The sequence below is a fragment of the Sphingopyxis sp. genome, assembly GCF_036261875.1.
Taxonomy (GTDB): Bacteria; Pseudomonadota; Alphaproteobacteria; order Sphingomonadales; family Sphingomonadaceae; genus Sphingopyxis.
Window position 1 is genome coordinate 48,923 of record NZ_DATAJZ010000015.1, and the last position, 16,976, is coordinate 65,898.

The 16,976-nt window shown below is 65.7% G+C and carries 18 protein-coding genes and 1 tRNA gene; 13 read left to right on the forward strand and 6 right to left on the reverse strand.

The features are described 5' to 3' along the window. Genes VHO04_RS08495 through VHO04_RS08505 form a run of 3 tightly spaced genes read left to right on the forward strand, consistent with a single transcriptional unit; the run spans position 1 to position 2,837 of the window. Complete coding sequence (locus VHO04_RS08495) at positions 1-1,635, forward strand: nitrite/sulfite reductase (protein ID WP_329627917.1); 1,635 nt, start codon at positions 1-3, stop codon at positions 1,633-1,635. Continuing rightward, the gene (locus tag VHO04_RS08500) at positions 1,628-2,053 is read left to right on the forward strand and encodes a DUF934 domain-containing protein (protein WP_329627918.1); all 426 of its coding nucleotides are present in this window, start codon (positions 1,628-1,630) and stop codon (positions 2,051-2,053) included. Before VHO04_RS08495 ends, VHO04_RS08500 begins: the two co-directional genes overlap by 8 nt. After that, on the forward strand, positions 2,046-2,837 hold the full coding sequence (locus VHO04_RS08505; RefSeq protein ID WP_329627919.1) for a phosphoadenylyl-sulfate reductase: 792 nt from the start codon (positions 2,046-2,048) through the stop codon (positions 2,835-2,837). Before VHO04_RS08500 ends, VHO04_RS08505 begins: the two co-directional genes overlap by 8 nt. 124 nt (positions 2,838-2,961) lie before the next feature. On the opposite strand, the gene VHO04_RS08510 is transcribed toward VHO04_RS08505, so the two are convergent. Next, positions 2,962-4,473: a replicative DNA helicase gene (locus tag VHO04_RS08510; RefSeq protein ID WP_329627920.1), complete on the reverse strand. Its 1,512-nt coding sequence runs from the start codon at positions 4,471-4,473 to the stop codon at positions 2,962-2,964. Between the two features lie 293 nt (positions 4,474-4,766). On the opposite strand from VHO04_RS08510, the gene VHO04_RS08515 reads away from it, so the two are divergent. From VHO04_RS08515 to VHO04_RS08545, 7 genes are all read left to right on the forward strand, one after another. Further along, positions 4,767-5,264 carry a UPF0262 family protein gene (locus VHO04_RS08515; protein WP_329627921.1) on the forward strand — a complete coding sequence of 166 codons (498 nt, stop codon included), beginning with the start codon at positions 4,767-4,769 and terminating at the stop codon, positions 5,262-5,264. Between the two features lie 2 nt (positions 5,265-5,266). Then, the gene (locus VHO04_RS08520) at positions 5,267-6,022 is read left to right on the forward strand and encodes a glycoside hydrolase family 25 protein (protein WP_329627922.1); all 756 of its coding nucleotides are present in this window, start codon (positions 5,267-5,269) and stop codon (positions 6,020-6,022) included. Further along, positions 6,019-6,468: a cytidine deaminase gene (locus VHO04_RS08525; RefSeq protein ID WP_329627923.1), complete on the forward strand. Its 450-nt coding sequence runs from the start codon at positions 6,019-6,021 to the stop codon at positions 6,466-6,468. Before VHO04_RS08520 ends, VHO04_RS08525 begins: the two co-directional genes overlap by 4 nt. 163 nt (positions 6,469-6,631) lie before the next feature. After that, entirely contained in the window at positions 6,632-7,186 is a 555-nt protein-coding gene (gene dcd / locus VHO04_RS08530) for a dCTP deaminase (protein ID WP_329627924.1), read from the forward strand. 74 nt (positions 7,187-7,260) lie between these two features. Next, positions 7,261-7,749 (forward strand): DoxX family protein, encoded by a 489-nt coding sequence (locus VHO04_RS08535; protein WP_329627925.1) that lies wholly within the window; start codon positions 7,261-7,263, stop codon positions 7,747-7,749. A 72-nt stretch (positions 7,750-7,821) separates the two neighbouring features. After that, positions 7,822-8,991: a saccharopine dehydrogenase family protein gene (locus VHO04_RS08540; protein ID WP_329627926.1), complete on the forward strand. Its 1,170-nt coding sequence runs from the start codon at positions 7,822-7,824 to the stop codon at positions 8,989-8,991. A gap of 7 nt (positions 8,992-8,998) precedes the next feature. After that, a complete protein-coding gene (locus tag VHO04_RS08545) occupies positions 8,999-9,799 on the forward strand; it encodes a thioesterase family protein (protein ID WP_329627927.1) in 801 nt (266 codons plus the stop codon). 199 nt (positions 9,800-9,998) lie between these two features. On the opposite strand, the gene VHO04_RS08550 is transcribed toward VHO04_RS08545, so the two are convergent. The 4 genes from VHO04_RS08550 to VHO04_RS08565 form a co-directional block, all read right to left on the reverse strand. Continuing rightward, positions 9,999-11,351, reverse strand: a complete 1,353-nt coding sequence (locus VHO04_RS08550) for an ATP-binding protein (RefSeq protein WP_329627928.1) — start codon at positions 11,349-11,351, stop codon at positions 9,999-10,001. Next, positions 11,348-12,076: a response regulator gene (locus VHO04_RS08555; protein WP_329627929.1), complete on the reverse strand. Its 729-nt coding sequence runs from the start codon at positions 12,074-12,076 to the stop codon at positions 11,348-11,350. The genes VHO04_RS08550 and VHO04_RS08555 overlap by 4 nt, the downstream gene beginning before the upstream one ends. A gap of 129 nt (positions 12,077-12,205) precedes the next feature. Further along, complete coding sequence (locus tag VHO04_RS08560; RefSeq protein WP_329627930.1) at positions 12,206-12,823, reverse strand: hypothetical protein; 618 nt, start codon at positions 12,821-12,823, stop codon at positions 12,206-12,208. 323 nt (positions 12,824-13,146) lie between these two features. Then, a complete protein-coding gene (locus VHO04_RS08565) occupies positions 13,147-13,320 on the reverse strand; it encodes a DUF1328 family protein (RefSeq protein ID WP_329627931.1) in 174 nt (57 codons plus the stop codon). 220 nt (positions 13,321-13,540) lie between these two features. Here VHO04_RS08565 and VHO04_RS08570 point away from each other — a divergent pair, with 220 nt between their 5' ends. From VHO04_RS08570 to VHO04_RS08580, 3 genes are all read left to right on the forward strand, one after another. Continuing rightward, positions 13,541-14,809 (forward strand): bifunctional alpha/beta hydrolase/OsmC family protein, encoded by a 1,269-nt coding sequence (locus VHO04_RS08570; RefSeq protein WP_329627932.1) that lies wholly within the window; start codon positions 13,541-13,543, stop codon positions 14,807-14,809. A gap of 48 nt (positions 14,810-14,857) precedes the next feature. Then, positions 14,858-14,931: transfer RNA gene (locus tag VHO04_RS08575), tRNA-Gly, on the forward strand. A gap of 160 nt (positions 14,932-15,091) precedes the next feature. Then, a complete protein-coding gene (locus VHO04_RS08580) occupies positions 15,092-16,450 on the forward strand; it encodes a tyrosine-type recombinase/integrase (protein WP_329627936.1) in 1,359 nt (452 codons plus the stop codon). Here the strand turns inward: VHO04_RS08580 and VHO04_RS08585 are convergent. Beyond that, positions 16,347-16,799, reverse strand: coding sequence for a hypothetical protein (locus VHO04_RS08585; RefSeq protein ID WP_329627933.1), 453 nt, complete (start codon positions 16,797-16,799; stop codon positions 16,347-16,349). The genes VHO04_RS08580 and VHO04_RS08585 overlap by 104 nt on opposite strands. Positions 16,800-16,976 lie beyond the last annotated feature (177 nt).

Genomic DNA, 16,976 nt, shown 5'->3' on the forward strand with positions numbered 1-16,976 from the left:
ATGTATAAATATGACCAGTACGACCAGGCGATGGTCGACGCGCGCGTCGAGGATTTCCGCGACCAGGTGCGCCGCCGCATCGCGGGCGACATGAACGACGACCAGTTCAAGCCGCTGCGGCTCAAGAACGGCCTCTATCTTCAGCTTCACGCCTATATGCTGCGCGTCGCCATTCCCTATGGCACGCTCGATTCGCGCCAGCTTCGCAAGCTCGCCGAAATCGCGCGCAAATATGATCGCGGCTACGGCCATTTCACGACGCGGCAGAATCTCCAATATCACTGGATCAAGCTGGAGGACGCACCCGACATCCTCGCCGAGCTGGCGACGGTCGAGATGCACGCGATCCAGACCAGCGGCGAGAGCATTCGCAATATCTCGGCCGACCAATATGCGGGCGCCGCCGCCGACGAAATCTGCGACCCGCGTCCCTGGGCCGAGCTGCTGCGGCAGGCGACGAGCTTTCACCCCGAATTCAGCTATTTGCCGCGCAAGTTCAAGATCTGCGTCATCTCGTCGCCCGCCGACCGCGCGGCGCTGCGCTGGCACGACTGCGCGCTGCGCATCGTCCGCAACGAAGCGGGCGAAGAAGGCTTCGAGGTCTATGCCGGCGGCGGCATGGGGCGCACCCCCTTCATCGCCTACAAGATTCGCGACTTCTGCCCGGCGGCGCAGATCTTCTCCTATATCCAGGCGATTCTGCGCGTGTGGAACCTTCACGCGCGACGCGACAATATCCACAAGCAGCGGATGAAGATTCTCGTCCACGATCTCGGCGAAGAGGAATTCCGTCGCCAGGTCGAGGAAGCATTCCAGCATTTCCTGACCCTCGGCACCGATTTCCCGCAGGCCGAATATGACCGCATCGCGGCCTATTTCACTCCCCCGCCGTTCGAGACGGGCCTGCCCGAGGAGATCGACCGGTCGGACCCCGACTTCGCTGTGTGGGTCGATCAGCAGGTCATTGCGCACAAGGCACCCGGCTATGCGATCGCGAACATCAGCCTCAAGCCGATCGGCGGCATCGGCGGCGACGTCACCGCCGAGCAGATGGAGGTCGTCGCCGATCTCGCGAAACGCTACAGCTTCGACGATGTGCGCGTCACCCACGCGCAGAACCTCGTCCTGCCGCACGTCCGCAAGGTCGATCTTTACGCGGTATGGGAAGCGCTGCGCGAGGCGAAGCTCGCCGACGCGAACCTCGACCTCGTCACCGACGTCATCGCCTGCCCCGGTCTCGATTATTGCACCCTCGCCAATGCGCGCTCGATCCCGGTCGCGCAGAAGATCCAGCAGCGCTTCGCCGACATGGACCGCCAGCGCGACCTCGGCGAGCTCAAGATCAAGATTTCGGGCTGCATCAACGCCTGCGGCCACCATCATGCGGGGCACATCGGCATCCTCGGCGTCGACCGCAAGGGGACCGAGAATTACCAGCTTCTGCTCGGCGGTTCGGGCGCGGAGGATACGACGCAGGCCAAGATCACCGGCCCCGGCTTCGACGAGGACGGCGTCGTCGATGCGGTCGAGCGCGCGGTCGAATGCTATCGCACGCTCCGCGACCCCGGCGAGCGCTTTCTCGACACTTATCGCCGCGTCGGCTTCGACGCCTTCAAGGAGGCTATTTATGGCTGATGCGCTGCGTTTCCGGAACGACGACCCGATCGAGGAGCCCGCGGTCTCGCTCGACGCCTTCCTCGAACAGGACGGCGCCAGCGCGGTCCGCGTCGAGGCCGGCGACGACCCGAGCCGCCTGATCCCGCACCTCGCCCGCGTCAAGCTGGTCGAGATCGGTATCCCGCGCTTTCGCGACGGCCGCTGCTTCACCTCCGCGCGCATCCTGCGCGAGGCCGGCTATGAAGGCGAACTGCGCGCCGAGGGCGATATCCTCGTCGACCTCGTCTTCTTCATGCGCCGCTGCGGCTTCGACAGCTTCGCGCCGCAGGCCGGGCTCAACCGCGCCGACATCGACGCGGCGCTCAGCCGCTATGCGAACGTGTATCAGAACGCCGCCGACGGCGCCGTGCCGATCTGGAAGCTGAGGCATGGCTGAGGTGAAGGCCCTGCCCGAAGACCGCACCCGCGACCGGATCGACGTGGCGCCGCGCTTCACGCAGGCCGACGTCATCCGCCTCAACAATCTGTTCCGCGGCCAGGACGCGGCCGAGGCGGTCGCGAGCGTGATCGGCGCCGGGCTGCTCGGCGAAACCGCGATCGTGTCGAGCTTCGGCGCCGAGAGCGCGGTGCTGCTCCATCTGGTGACGCGCGCCGCGCCGGATATGCCGGTGCTGTTCCTCGACACGGGCAAGCATTTCCCCGAAACGCTCGCCTATCGCGACGAACTGGCGGCAATGCTCGGACTCAACCTGGTCACCGTCACGCCCGATCCGGACGAACTTGCGGCGAAGGACGCCACCGAACTGCGCTGGTCCTACGATCCCGACGGCTGCTGCGAGATCCGCAAGGTCAAACCGCTCGAAAAGGCGCTGACCGATTTCGACACCTCGATCACCGGCCGCAAAGGCTTTCAGGCGTCGACCCGCGCCGGTCTGCCGCGGTTCGAGCTCGACGGCGGCACCGGCCGCCTGAAGTTCAACCCGCTCGCCAACTGGACGCGCGACGACCTCGACGCCTATTTCGCGGCGCACGACCTGCCGCGCCACCCGCTCGAGGCCGAAGGCTATCCCTCGATCGGCTGCTCGCCCTGCACCTCGAAGGTCAAGCCCGGCGAAGACCCCCGCGCGGGCCGCTGGCGCGGCTGGGACAAGACCGAATGCGGTATCCACACCGCGGTGACGCCGATCGACGACGATCCCGCCAACGACCCGGCGTTCTGATATACGGAAATTGTGCCCCTGCGAAGGCAGGGGCCCATCACGAGGTCCATCAAACCAAAGCTATCCGTGGACGAAAGTGCAGGAGATGGGCCCCTGCCTTCGCAGGGGCACAGCTTGCGGCTATTTATTCATAATCCGCATAGGCCTGGCTCTCGTCGGCCAGATCGCTGAACTTGGTAGTCTTCGCCTCGAAGTGCAGGCGCACCTTGCCGGTCGAGCCGTGGCGCGATTTGGCGACGATCACCTCGGCCAAGCCGAAGACGCGCTCCATCTCGGCCGCCCATTCCTCATGCTGAGCGTGAATTTTCACATCATCGCCCTCGACCGGGCGCTTGGGCTCGCGCGCCGCGACATAATAGTCCTCGCGGAACACAAAGAGCACCATGTCGGCGTCCTGCTCGATCGAGCCCGATTCACGCAGGTCGGACAGCTGCGGCCGCTTGTCCTCGCGGCTTTCGACCTGACGGCTGAGCTGCGACAGCGCCATGACCGGAACATTAAGTTCCTTCGCCAACGTCTTCAATCCGCGTGAGATTTCGGAAATCTCCTGCACGCGATTATCGCCGCTCCGCGACGAGCCCTGAAGCAACTGAAGATAGTCGACGATGATGAAGCCGATGCCGTGGCGGCGTTGCAAGCGCCGCGCGCGGGTGCGCAGGCCCGCGATCGTCAGGCCCGGCGTGTCGTCGATGAACAGGGGCAGCGTCTGGAGCGCCTGCGCGGCGCGGCTCAATTGCTGGAACTGCTCCTTGCTGATCTTGCCCATGCGCAGTGCCTCGCCCGACACCCCCGACTGTTCGGCAAGGACGCGCGTCGCAAGCTGGTCGGCCGACATTTCGAGGCTGAAGAACGCGACCTTCGCGCCCATATTCTTCTCGGGCGGGATGCCGTCTTCTTCGTCGCGGCGGAAACGCTCGGCGGCGTTATAGGCGATGTTGGTCGCGAGCGAGGTCTTGCCCATGCCCGGACGGCCCGCGAGGATCATCAGGTCCGAATTGTGCATACCGCCGATCTTGGCGTTCATGCTGCCGATGCCGGTGGTGATCCCCGACAGGTGCCCGCCTGAATTGAGCGCGCGCTCGGCCGCCTGCAAGGCGGTGAGGCTGGCGGCGCTGAAGCTCTTGACCGTTCCCATTTCGGCCTCGCCGCCCGCGACGCGGTAGAGTGCGGTTTCGGCCTCCTCGATCTGCGCCTGCGGGTCGACGCTCTCGCTCGTGTCGAGCGCGCTGTCGACGAGGGTGCGCCCGACGCCGACCAGTTCGCGGAGCAGCGCAAGATCGAAAATCTGCCGCGCGAAGTCGCGCGCGCCGATCAGCCCGGCGCCGCTGCCGGTGAGCTGCGCGAGATAGCCGACCCCGCCGACCGCCTTCATTGCCTCGTCCGCCTCGAAGAAGGGCTTGAGCGTCACCGGGGTCGCGATGCTGTTACGCTCGATCAGCGCCATCGTCTGCTGAAAGATGCGGCCGTGGAGCGGCTCGAAGAAGTGATCGGGGGTCAGCGCGACGGGCAGATCCTCGACGACTCGATTGTCGATCAGAATCGCGCCGAGAAACGCGGCCTCGGCCTCGATATTGCGGGGCAATTGGCGGTCTTCCCCGGTTGCGGCCGGGGTGGGAAAGAGGGCGAGTTCGGGCATTGGGCGATATAATGCGCCGCCGCTTGAGCCTGCGCAACGGATGATCGTGCATTCTGCATTATTGCTGTGGGCGGTCTGTGCATAAGTCTAAAAAATCCCGTTCGTGTCGAGCCCTTCGACTGCCTTGGCAGGCGCTCAGGATAAACTTCGGCCCTTGGCCGAAGTCGAGACACCCCTCGGGATGGGGCAAGCTCGATGGGTGTCTCGACTTCGCTCGACACGAACGGACCAAAAGGATGGTGACATCCGCCCCCCTTGCCCTTCGCGGCGCGGCAAGTAGAAGCACATGCAGCATGTCCGACGCCGATCCTTCCCAACAGCGCATCATCTCGATCGAGCTCGACGAGGGCTCGATCATCTGGCGCAACCCCGACGTCGAGCAGGAACGGCGCGTCGCGATTTTCGATATTCTCGAGGACAACCGGTTCGTGCCGCAGCGCGGCCACCCCGACGGCTACACCGGCCCCTATCGGCTGCGGCTGCGCGTCGAGGAAGGCCGACTGATCTTCGAGATCAGCCGCGAGGATCATTCGCCGCTGGAGGCGATCATTCTTGGGCTCGGCCGGTTCCGCCGCCCGATCCGCGACTATTTCGCGATCTGCGATAGCTATTATCAGGCGATCAAGACCTCGACCGCGCAGCAGATCGAGACCGTCGACATGGCGCGCCGCGGGCTGCACAACGAAGCGGCCGAAATGCTGATGGACCGGCTCGACGGCAAGATTGCGGTCGATTTCGACACCGCGCGGCGATTGTTCACGCTGATCTGCGTCCTCCACATCAAGGGCTGACGATGGCGACGGGGGCACGCAGCAAGGGCAAGACAGCACGTCCGGCCCGCGATTGGCGCGGCGCAGCGGCGCGCGTCCTGCGCCGGATCGGCGGCGCGCTGGTCCTGCTCTTCCTGTTTGCCGGCATCGCGCTCTGGTGGGCATCGCGCTGGACGCCGTCGCGCGAGCTGTTCCCGACGCAGGGGGTGACGATCGACGCCAGCAACGGCGAGGTGCGCTGGGGCTCGATCAAGGCCGCGGGCGCCGATTTCGCTTATGTGGTGGCGACCGCAGGCGACAAGGATGTCGACCCGATGTTCCAGCGCAACCTGGCCGGCGCGCGGGCGGCGGGAATTCCGGTCGGGGTCATCCACCGCTACAGCCTCTGCGGCCTCGCGACCGATCAGGCCGCGAATTTCATCCGCCACGTGCCCCGCCGCGCCGACATGATGCCGTCGATCGTCTGGCTCGATTTCGACGACCGCTGCCCCGATCGCCCGACGCGCGCGCTGCTGCGCTCCGAACTCGCGACCTTCCTCGCGCAGATCGAGGCGCATATGGGGCAGGAAAGCCTGATCGCGCCGAGCGCGGGGTTCGAGGCCGACTATGGCGTCACCGGCGCGATTTTTCGCACCGCGGCGATGCGCAGCGACTTCTTCGAGCCCGATTATGGCGCGCATCCCTGGACGATGTGGCAGGCGAACCATTATCTTCGCGTGCCCGGGGCGGACGGCACGGTCCGATGGAATGTGCTGCGTCCCAAAGGAGAGATGCGATGAGCGATGGAAAAGCCGCCCTGATTGACGCCGCGCGCGATGCCGCGACGCGCGCTTATGCGCCCTATTCGGGCTTTCATGTCGGTGCCGCGCTTTTGCTCAAAAATGGCGACGTCGTCACCGGGGCCAATGTCGAGAATGCGAGCTATGGCCTCACCCTCTGCGCCGAGACGAGCGCGATCGCGAAGATCGCGAACGAAGGCTGGATCGGCGAACTCGCCGAGGTCGCGATCGTCGGCGGACGCCCCGACGGCGACGCGCTGATCGGCAGCGATCCCGTGCATCCCTGCGGCCGCTGCCGCCAGATATTGAACGAAGCCGCCGAGCGGTCGAAGACCGACATCCTCGTCCATTGCGCCTCGGGCGACGGCGGTGCGGTGAAGAGCTATCGGCTCAGCGAATTGCTCCCCGCGTCCTTCGGGCCGAAGGATCTTGGGTTGATCGATTAGGCGGCTGTGCCCCTGCGAAGGCAGGGGTCCATCTCCGAGCCGATCGACATCCTGCCAACGCTTGCCTGGTATCGCAGCGGCAGGTGATGGGCCCCTGCCTTCGCAGGGGCGCGGTTTGAAACATCGGCTTGCGCAAAACACGCGGTCCCGACAAGACAGCCGCATGAGCATTTTTTCCGATAAATGGATTCGCGAAGCCGCCCAGACGCAAGGGATGATCGAGCCATTCGTCGAGGCACAGCGCCGCGACGGCTGCATCAGCTACGGCCTCTCCTCTTACGGCTATGACGCCCGCGTCGCGCCCGAGTTCAAGATTTTCACCAATGTCGACAGCGCCGTCGTCGACCCCAAGGATTTCGCGTCGAACAGCTTCGTCGACCGCGAAACCGACGTCTGCATCATCCCGCCGAACAGCTTCGCACTCGCCCGCACGGTCGAATATTTCCGCATTCCGCGCGATGTGCTCGTCATCTGTCTCGGCAAGTCGACCTATGCGCGCTGCGGCATCATCGTCAACGTCACCCCGCTCGAGCCGGGCTGGGAGGGCCATGTGACCCTCGAATTTTCGAACACCACCCCCCTGCCCGCCAAAATCTACGCCAATGAAGGCGCGTGCCAGTTCCTCTTCCTGCAGGGCAACGAGCCCTGCGAGACGAGCTACGCCGACCGCGCGGGCAAATATATGGGGCAGAAGGGCGTCACGCTGCCCAAGCTGTAAGTCCGTGGAACCGCCCCGCCCTCTCGCGCGTCCTCTCCGCACAAGCGGACGGGGCTCGTGCTGGAGGATGCCTTATGTCCATGATCGCCGTCTTTATCGGCCGCCTGTTCATCGCCGTGATTTTCGTCGTGTCGGGGATCAACAAGCTGATCCACGTCACCGACACCAATGCGATGATCTCCGCCGCCGGCCTGCCCGGCTGGCTCGCCGTTCCGACCGGACTGTTCGAGCTTATCGCGGGCGTCTGCATCGCGCTCGGCATCTATGCGCGGGCCTTCTCGCTGCTGCTCGCGGCGTTCGTGCTGCTGACGATCCTCTTCTTCCACCGCGACTTCACCGATCCCATGCAGGCGATGGCCGCGATGAAGAATCTGGCGATCGCGGGCGGTCTGCTTTGCCTCTTCGGCTATGGGCACACGCGCTGGAGCTATGACGCGCTGCGCCGCAAGCGCCGCGACGAGATCGACGCGCACGAGGCCGAGCTTCGTGCCGCGCGCGCCGAGGGTCAGGCCGAAGCCGTAGGCGCGCCGGTCGTCGCCAGGCGTCCCTGGTGGCGCTTCTGACGCTTCGCGCTTGGCATTGCGGTCCGCCTGCGCTAGCCTCCGCTTGACGTTTACGTAAAGGGAGGGTTTTCCATGGCATCCCGCGATCTCGACATCATCGTCTATGGCGCGACGGGTTTCACCGGCCGTCTGGTCGCCGAATATCTCGCGCACCACTATAAGGGTCGCAAGGACGCCCCGAAATGGGCGATGGCGGGGCGCAGCCTCGCCAAGCTCGCCGAGGTGCGCGACCTGATCGGCGCACCCGGAGAAACCCCGCTGGTCGTCGCCGACGCCAGCGATCCCGCGAGCCTCGACGCGATGGCTCAGCGCACGAAGGTCGTGCTCACCACCGTCGGCCCATATCAGCTTTACGGCGACGAACTCGTTGCCGTCTGCGTTCGCGCCGGCACCGCCTATGCCGACCTCTGCGGCGAGCCCGGCTGGATGCGCGAGATGATCGACGCGCATCAGGACGCAGCCAAGGCGTCGGGCGCGCGGATCACCTTTTCCTGCGGCTTCGATTCGATCCCGTTCGATCTCGGCGTGCTGTTCCTGCAGGCCGAAGCCGTGAAGCGGCACGGCAAGCCCGCGCCGCGCGTCAAGGGCCGCGTCCGCAAGATGGCGGGCGGTGCGTCGGGCGGCACGATCGCCAGCCTGACCGAAACGATGAAGGCGATCGCGAAGAAGCCGTCGCTCGCGCTGCTGCTCAAATCGAGCTTCGCGCTGACGCCGGGGTTCGAGGGACCGTCACAGCCGACCGGCCTTATCCCCGAATATGACGGCGCGACCGGCACCTGGACCGCGCCCTTCGTGATGGCGCCGATCAACACCAAGAATGTCCACCGCACCAATTATCTGCTCGGCCATCGGTGGGGCGCGGACCTCGTCTATGACGAGATGGTGATGACGACGATCGGCGACGCGGGCGAGGCGATGGCCGAAGCGATGGCAAAGGCGAACCCCTTCGGCGACGCCAAGCTGCAACCCGGCGAGGGACCGAGCAAGGAAGAGCGCGAGAAGGGCTTCTACGACATCCTGTTCGTCGGCGAATATCCCGACGGCACGACGATCCGCGCTAGCGTCCAGGGCGACCGAGACCCCGGCTATGGCTCGACCTCGAAGATGCTGGCGGAGACCGGCATGGCGCTGCTCGAAAACAAGGGCGACGGCGGCGTCTGGACCCCGGGCGCGCTGCTCGGGCAAGCACTGATCGACCGGCTGACCGCGAATGCGGGGCTGACCTTCCAGATCGAAGAATAGGAAAGCGATGACGACCTCTCCCAGCGCGCTCGACGCGCTGCTCTCCACCCTGCGCGTCGACGGCGATGCCGCGACCGCGCATATCGACGAAGGCTGGATGCAGGGCCGCACCGCCTATGGCGGGATCAGTTCGGCGGTCGCGCTCGCCGGAACGATGCTGCTGCACCCGACCGAAACGCCGCTGCGCTATGCCCAGATCAGCTTCGTTGGCCCGGTCGGCGGCGATTGCCGGGTCGAAACGCGCGTGCTGCGCCAGTCGAAATCGAGCCTGTTCGTCGACGCCGGCGTGTCGAGCGATCAGGGCTTCGGCACCGCCGCGGTCTTCGCTTTCTCGGGCGACCGCGCAAGCCACCTCGATCACAACCGCCTGACCATGCCCGACGCGCCAGACCCCGAGAGCCTGCAACCCGTGCCCGAGCACAAGGTGCGCCCGGCCTTTGCCCGGCATTTCGACATGCGGCCGACCACCGGCCCGCGCTTCGGCTGGAAGCAGGAGAGCGGCAAATATCTGACCTGGGTGCGCTTCACCGAACAGCCCGCGTGCCACCCGGCGATCGCGCTACTCGCCCTCGGCGACGCGCTGCCGCCCGCGGCAATGGCGCTGTTCAGCGAATTCGGGCCGATCAGCTCGATGAACTGGACGGTCAACATGTTGAACGGCACGCCCGCGACCGACGACGGCTGGTGGCTGTTGTCGGCAAAGACCGCCTATGCCCGCGGCGGCTTTTCGGTGCAGGACATGATGATCTGGAACCGCGCCGGCGAACCCGTGCTGAGCGGCAGCCAGGGGATCGCGATCTACGCCTGATAACGGCCGATAGGCGACAAGCCGCTCCTCCCCGGCACGGGGAGGGGGACCACCGAAGGTGGTGGAGGGGCAGGTGCGTCGTGGCGCGCCTTTTCCGGATCGAAGCGTAAACCGAGGGTGCCCCTCCACCATGCTTCGCATGGTCCCCCTCCCCGTACCGGGGAGGATATCTTGTCAGCTTCCCACCCCCAAAGGCGCCTTACGCTCGCACCGGCAGTTCGATGATCGCATCGAGTCCGCCCTCAGCCCGCGCCGAGAGGGTCAGCGCACCGCCCTCCCCCTCGGCGATGTCGCGCGCGATCGACAGGCCCAGCCCCGCGCCGCCGGTCGCGCGGTTGCGCGACTGCTCGCCGCGCGCGAAGGGTTCGATCAGCGTGGCGATCTGCTCGGCGGTCAGGCCGGGGCCGTCGTCGGCCACAATGATCCGCGCCATCTCGCCCTCGACCACCACTGACAGCCGCGCGCGGACGCCATAGGCCAGCGCATTGTCGATCAGGTTGCGCAGCGCACGGCGGAGCAGCATCGGCCGCGCGCGTACCGCCGCCGGCGCGATGTCGCCGAGGCTCACATCCTTGTCCTGCTCGCGATAATCGCCCGCGAGTTCACCGAGCAGCGCGCCGAGATCGATGCGCTCCTGCGCTTCGGTCCCCGCGCCCGACCGGGCGAGCGCCAAAATGTCGGCGAGCATCGCAGTCATTTCCTCGATCGACGCGATCATCTTGTCACGCAATGTCGCATCCTCGACCTGCTCGACGCGCACGCGCAGGCTGGCGAGCGGGGTGCGCAGATCGTGCCCGACCGCGCCGAGCATCCGGTCCTTGTCCGACAGCATCGTCGCGATCCGCGCGCGATAGCCGTTGAAGGCGGCGATCAGGTCGCGCACGTCCGACGGCCCCTTCTCGGCCAGCGGAATCGCGTCGCGCAGCGCCGGATTGGCGCGCGCAGCGCGGGTCAGCCCGCGCAGCGGCGCGGCGGCGCGCCAGGCGATGACCATGATCGGAATCAGCAGCAGCAGATAGAGCGTCAGCGTCTGCCAGATCAGAAAGCCCTGAATTCGGCTGCTGCCCGGCCCGATGCGCGTGCGCACCGCGAAATAGCGGTCGCCGACCCTGGCGCTGACGAAGACAGGGCGCGGCATGTCGGCGCGCGCCGTGCGCTGGCGCTGCGGCAGCACCCAGGCATCGACCTCCCGGGCGGGAAGCTCGGCCTCGTCGAGCAGACCCTCGACATAGGCGGCGAGATCGGGGAGATGCGCCGCGCCCGGCGGCACGGGCGGCGGCAGGTCCGAGATGACGAGCCGCTGGTTGCGCTCGCGCGCCTCGTGCGAATCGTGGGCGCGGGCGTCCCGGGGACGCCGCGTGTCGCCGCGCCGGTCGCGCTCGATCGCATCGACGATCCGCGCCACCGCCATGCCGCCGCCGTGCGCGAAGCTCTGCTGCCGCTGCCCGCGCGACAGCAGCACGAAATTGACCGCCTGCGCGATGAACAGCATCACCGCGACCGCGAAGACAAGCTGGCCGACAAGGCTGCGGGGCCACAGACGCAGGGTCACGCCGCAGGGCCCATCCGCTTAACCTCGCAGGCGAGCGTATAGCCCCCGCCCCACACGGTCTTGACGAGTTGCGGGTGCGCGGCGTCCTTTTCGATCTTCTTGCGCAGGCGGCTGACCAGATTGTCGATCGCGCGGTCGAAGATGTCGGCTTCGCGCCCGCGCACGAGGTCGAGCAGCCGGTCGCGGCTCATCACCTGGCGCGGATGGCGGACGAGCGCATGGAGCAGATGATATTCGCCCGACGACAGCGCGACCTCCGTGCCCGCCTCGTCGACGAGCACGCGCTCGACCTCGCGCAGCACCCAAGGGCCGAAGGCATAGCTCGTCCCGCCGGAGTCGAGCGCGCGCCCGTTCGCCTGCGTCCGGCGCAGCACGGTGCGGATGCGCGCGACCAGCTCGCGCGGGTTGAAGGGTTTGACGACATAATCGTCGGCGCCGATCTCCAGCCCGATGATTCGTTCGGTATCCTCGGCGCGCGCGGTGAGCAGGATGACCGGAATGCTGCTCGTCTCGCGCAGGTGGCGCGTCAGCGACAGCCCGTCCTCGCCGGGCATCATGATGTCGCTGACCACCAGATCGACGCTCTGCGCGCGCAGCACCGACCGTGCCTCGGCGGCGCTCGCCGCGTCGGACACGGCAAAACCCTGCGCCTCCAGATATTCGGACAGGGGTTCGCGGATCGAGGGTTCGTCGTCGATCAGCAGGATGCGCGGCATATCGGTCATGCGTCGTCCATCAAATATAGTTCGCCCACCGGCCCGCGGGAGGCCGGTGGGCGATAGCTGGCAGGGACGGCACGCAAAGGCAATGCCGGGAGGGGGATGGCGGTCCTGCCGCCACCCCTGCCAAATGGCTTATTCGCTGGCGGGAGCGGCCGGGGCGGCGGCGCGCTTGGCGCGCCATTCGGCCGCCTTGGCCTTCCACGCCTCGCGCTGCGCGGCACGTTCCTCGGCGGTCACCTGACCATCCTTGTTCGCGTCGGCCGCATCGAAGCGGGCGAGCGCCGCGGTCTCGAACTCGGCCTGGCTGATCGCCTTGTCGCCGTTCGTATCGGCCTTGCCCATCATCATGCCGCCGCGCATGCCATGGCGTCCGCCGCGCATCCCGTGATGGCCGCGCATGCCGCGCTTGCCTTCGGTCGCGCCGGCGTCGGCGCGCTTCTCGCCGCGCTTCGCGGCACGGTCGGCGCTATGCTGATCCCATTCGGCCTTGCTGATGCTGCCGTCCTTGTTCGCGTCGAGCCGTTCGAACATCTTGGTCTGCATCGCGGTGCGGCGCGCGGCGCGATCGCTCGCGTCGATCTTGCCGTCCTTGTTGGCATCCATCTTCGCGAACCGCTCGGCGGCATGGGCCTGCGCCTCGGCGCGGGTCAGCGTGGCGTTGGCATCGCCCTTGGCGCCGCCCGGCGCCGCGAGCACGGGAACGGCGATCAGCGCCGCGCCCAGGGTCAGGAAACTGAGCTTCTTCTTCACGTAACGAACTCCTCATCAGAGGGGACGGCGATGCGTCCCGATGAGACGGTTCTAGGCACGATTTGTCCCACGCCCTTGCCGGATGGCCGAAAAATTGTCGCAAATTGTCGCAAAAGCCGCGCGCCGTTCATGATGCCGCAAGCGGGCAGGCGCCGAAAATGAGTAAGCCCCGTCGCATCTCTGCGGCGGGGCTTCCTCAGGCTCCATCCGAAGATGCGAGCCAAATCCTACTCATTCTTTCGATCAAGTAGGTCAATGAAACGCCCGTTCTGCCCGATGGTTCCCGCCGAAGCGGAATATCTCGGGAAAGGCGCCTCGACCGCCTAGGTGACCTTCTTCGCCGCCGCTGCGCCGAGAACGAGAAACAGCACGACCAGCGCCAGGCCGACGAAGAACAGGATTTTCGCGATACCCGCCGCCGCGCCGGCGATGCCGCCGAAACCGAGCACCGCGGCGAGCAGTGCGATCACGGCAAAGATCAGAGCCCATTTGAACATTCGATTTCTCCTTGTCCGGCGGACGCACGGAGCCGCCCCCCCGACCGGCAAGCGCCGTCCGGAAGGCGGGCGATCCGTCATCGCACCTTGTTTTCTGCCTATCGATTGCGCAGGTTAAACGACGGCCACGCGCGAAAGTTCCTGTTGGACAATCGGCGCGCAAGGTCCGACCCTTGCACCGGTACCGCGGGAGTCGGCGCCCGGTCGGGAGGAAGACGCCATGGTTACGCGCCCATTTCGCTTTTCAGGATCGACCGGCAAGCAGCTTTCGGGGCGGCTGGAAATGCCCGTCGGACGCGTCCGCGGTTGGGCGATCTTCGCGCCCTGCTTCACCTGCGGAAAGGACAATCGCGCCGCGGTGCACATCGCGGAACTGCTTGCGCGTCAGGGCATCGGCGTCCTCCGTTTCGATTTCGCGGGGCTCGGCGACAGCGAGGGCGATTTTGCCGACAGCCGCTTTTCATGGGACGTGCAGGATCTTCAGGCCGCGGCGAAGGCGCTGGCCGCCGAGGGCAAGGCCCCATCGCTGCTGATCGGCCACAGCCTGGGCGGCGCGGCGGCGATCGCGGCGGCGGTCGATCTTCCCGCGATCCGCGCCGTCGCGACGATCAACGCGCCCTTCGACGTCGCGCATACGCTCCACCAGTTCGACCCCGCCGCGCTTGCCGCGATCGATAAGCAGGGCGCCGCCGACGTGTTGCTCGCGGGGCGGCGCTTCCGCGTCGGGCGCGGGCTGATCGACGATTTGCGGACGCAGGACCAGGGCACGCGCATCGGGGAGTTGCACCGCCCGCTGCTCGTGATGCACGCGCCGCTCGACGACACGGTGGGGATCGAGAATGCGACCAAAATCTATATCGCTGCGCGCCATCCCAAAAGCTTCGTCTCGCTCGACGACGCCGACCATCTGCTCAGCCGGCCGCACGACGCGGAGCGCGCCGCCACGATGATCGCGGCGTGGAGCGCGCCCTATCTCACGCCACCGGCCGATACGCCCGCAGCACAGGTCGATGCCGAGGCCGAGGAGACGCGCGAGGGGAAATTCCAGGTCGCGATCAGCACCGGCGATCACGTTTTCCTCGCCGACGAGCCGGTCGGCGTCGGCGGGCTAGGATCGGGGCCGAGTCCGTTCGACTTGCTCTCCGCCGCGCTCGCCGCCTGCACGACGATGACGCTGCGCCTCTATGCCGACGGCAAGGGCTGGCCGGTAACGCGGATCCGCACCGCGGTCGGCCACGAAAGGCAGCCGGGCGACGCACGTCCCGATCTCTTCAACTGCCGGATCGCGATTGAAGGCGCGATCGACACCGAACAACGCACCCGAATGATGGAAATCGCGGAGCGCTGCCCCGTCCACCGCACGCTCGAACAGGGATCGCGCTTCACCTTGGCCGAAGGCGCCCCCCCTGCCCCGTGCGACCCGCCCGAGGCGCACCGCAAAGCGATGGACCGCGCGACCGAAGGCCCGGCGACGGACGGCGCGGCGTAGCGCTTGACGACAGCCAGCCAAAATGGCAATCGCGCCAGCCTTGGACACGCGGGTATAGCATAGTGGTAATGCTCTAGCCTTCCAAGCTAGCTAGGCGGGTTCGATTCCCGCTACCCGCTCCAGAGGCTCTTCCGAGGACGTCCGGCAACGTCCAGAAAACGGCTGATTTCTCCCATTTTTTATGCTATCACTGTCCGTGTTGATACGGGCGTATTTCGTCGCACCCCGACAATTTGGGGGTATATTTGATGGTATGTCCGAAGCAGTCATGGAAGAGATACCATCATGCTGACGGCGGTAGCAATCAAGGCGGCGAAGGGCCGCGACAAGCCATATAAGCTGGGTGATTCGGGCGGGCTATATCTTCTTGTGACCCCTGCGGGGCGACGATGTTGGCGGATGAACTACCGCTTTCTTGGAAAGCAAAAGACCCTGTCCTTTGGCGCTTGGCCCGATGTTGGCCTTGCCGGAGCCAGAGCCAAGCGCGACGAAGCTCGGCAATTGCTGGCCACCGGGCGCGATCCAGCCGAGCAGGCTAGGCTCGAAAAGGCGGCAGCGAGCATTGCGGCGGCAAACACATTCAAAGCCGTCGCAGAGGAATGGCTGGCCAAGGTCACGAAGGAAGGCCTCTCGCCGGCCACGCTCAAGAAGAACCGCTGGCTGCTGGACTTTTCCTACCAGTTTATCGGGCATCGGCCGATTGCAGAGATCAAGCCTTTCGAATTGCTGACCCTGCTTCGCAAATATGAAACGAAGGGAAAGCACGAAACCGCTCTTCGCCTGCGAAGCATATGCGGTCAGGTTTTCCGCTATGCGATCGCCACTGTTCGAGCGGATCGCGATGTCGCCGCCGATTTGCGCGGAGCGCTGATTACACCGAAGGTGACGCATCGCGCCGCCATCACCACACCAGCAGAGGTTGGCGCGTTGCTGCGCGCGATAGAGAGCTATGAGGGCCATCCGTCCACGCTGATCGCGCTGCGCCTCTTGCCCCATGTTTTTGTTCGCCCCGGCGAACTTCGCCATGCCGAATGGAAGGAGTTTGATCTCGACAAAGCGGTGTGGACGATCCCCGAGAGCAAAATGAAGATGCGCCGGGCGCACAAGATTCCGCTTTCCCGGCAGGCTTTGGAAATCATCGCCATGCTGGAATATGATGCCAGCCCGAGTTCGTATCTTTTTCCTTCGCTACGCTCGGCCAGTCGCCCCATGTCGGAAAACACCATCAACGGCGCGCTCCGTCGTCTCGGCTACGCGAAGGATGAAATGACCGGGCATGGTTTCCGCGCGATGGCAAGCACCCTGCTCAACGAAATGGGCCGCTGGAACCCCGACGCGATCGAACGGCAACTCGCCCATGCCGAAGGCAACGCGGTGCGGCGCGCCTATGCCAGAGGCGAATATTGGGACGAGCGCGTCCAGATGATGCAATTCTGGTCGGATGAACTCGATCGCTTGCGGAAGAATTTAGAGGCCGCTCAGAACCTAGAACCAGAAAAACTATCCGTGGGTGCAAGGCGTTCGGGCGGACTGCTTGTCAGTCTGGATAGGTCCAACGATCCACGGCTGCAATGGATTCGATCACGCTCTTCGGGTGTAAAAGCGGATCGTGACGGTCGATCGCAACCTCCGCCCAGTTGAGCCATTGCGCGATGGTCTTGCCCTCGATCACCATTCCCATGTCGAGGTCGGCCTGACGCATGGCCGCAACGAAGCGTCGCAGCAGCGACGTTTCACGCCATGCTGCGGCATGTTCGGCGAGCTGCCGGAAGCGATTTTTATCCAAGCGTCGCTGCGCTTCCAGTTCGCTTTGCTGCTTCATCCTCATTTCAGAAAGACGCCTGCGTTCCTCCCGAGCTTCGCGTTCGGCAGAGATAGCCGGGAGCGCCAGGATCAGGGTCGCCACGATGTCGCTGGCAAACTGTTCCATGCGATAGGTTGAACCCTCGCACCACTTGCGGCGGAAGCCTGAAGGCATCCAACTTGTCATCTCGAATATGAGATTGTCAAACGGCGTTCAAAAGGAACCCCCGATCGGCGTCGAAGAGGGACCCCCTTTTCGGATAATATGATGCTGGTTTGTTGAAGATGGCCTTGCGCTGCGTGCGGCGGAGGGCGGGCGTAGCCCGACCGGAGGCGCGCGCAGCGCAAGATAGATTTTTGAAGG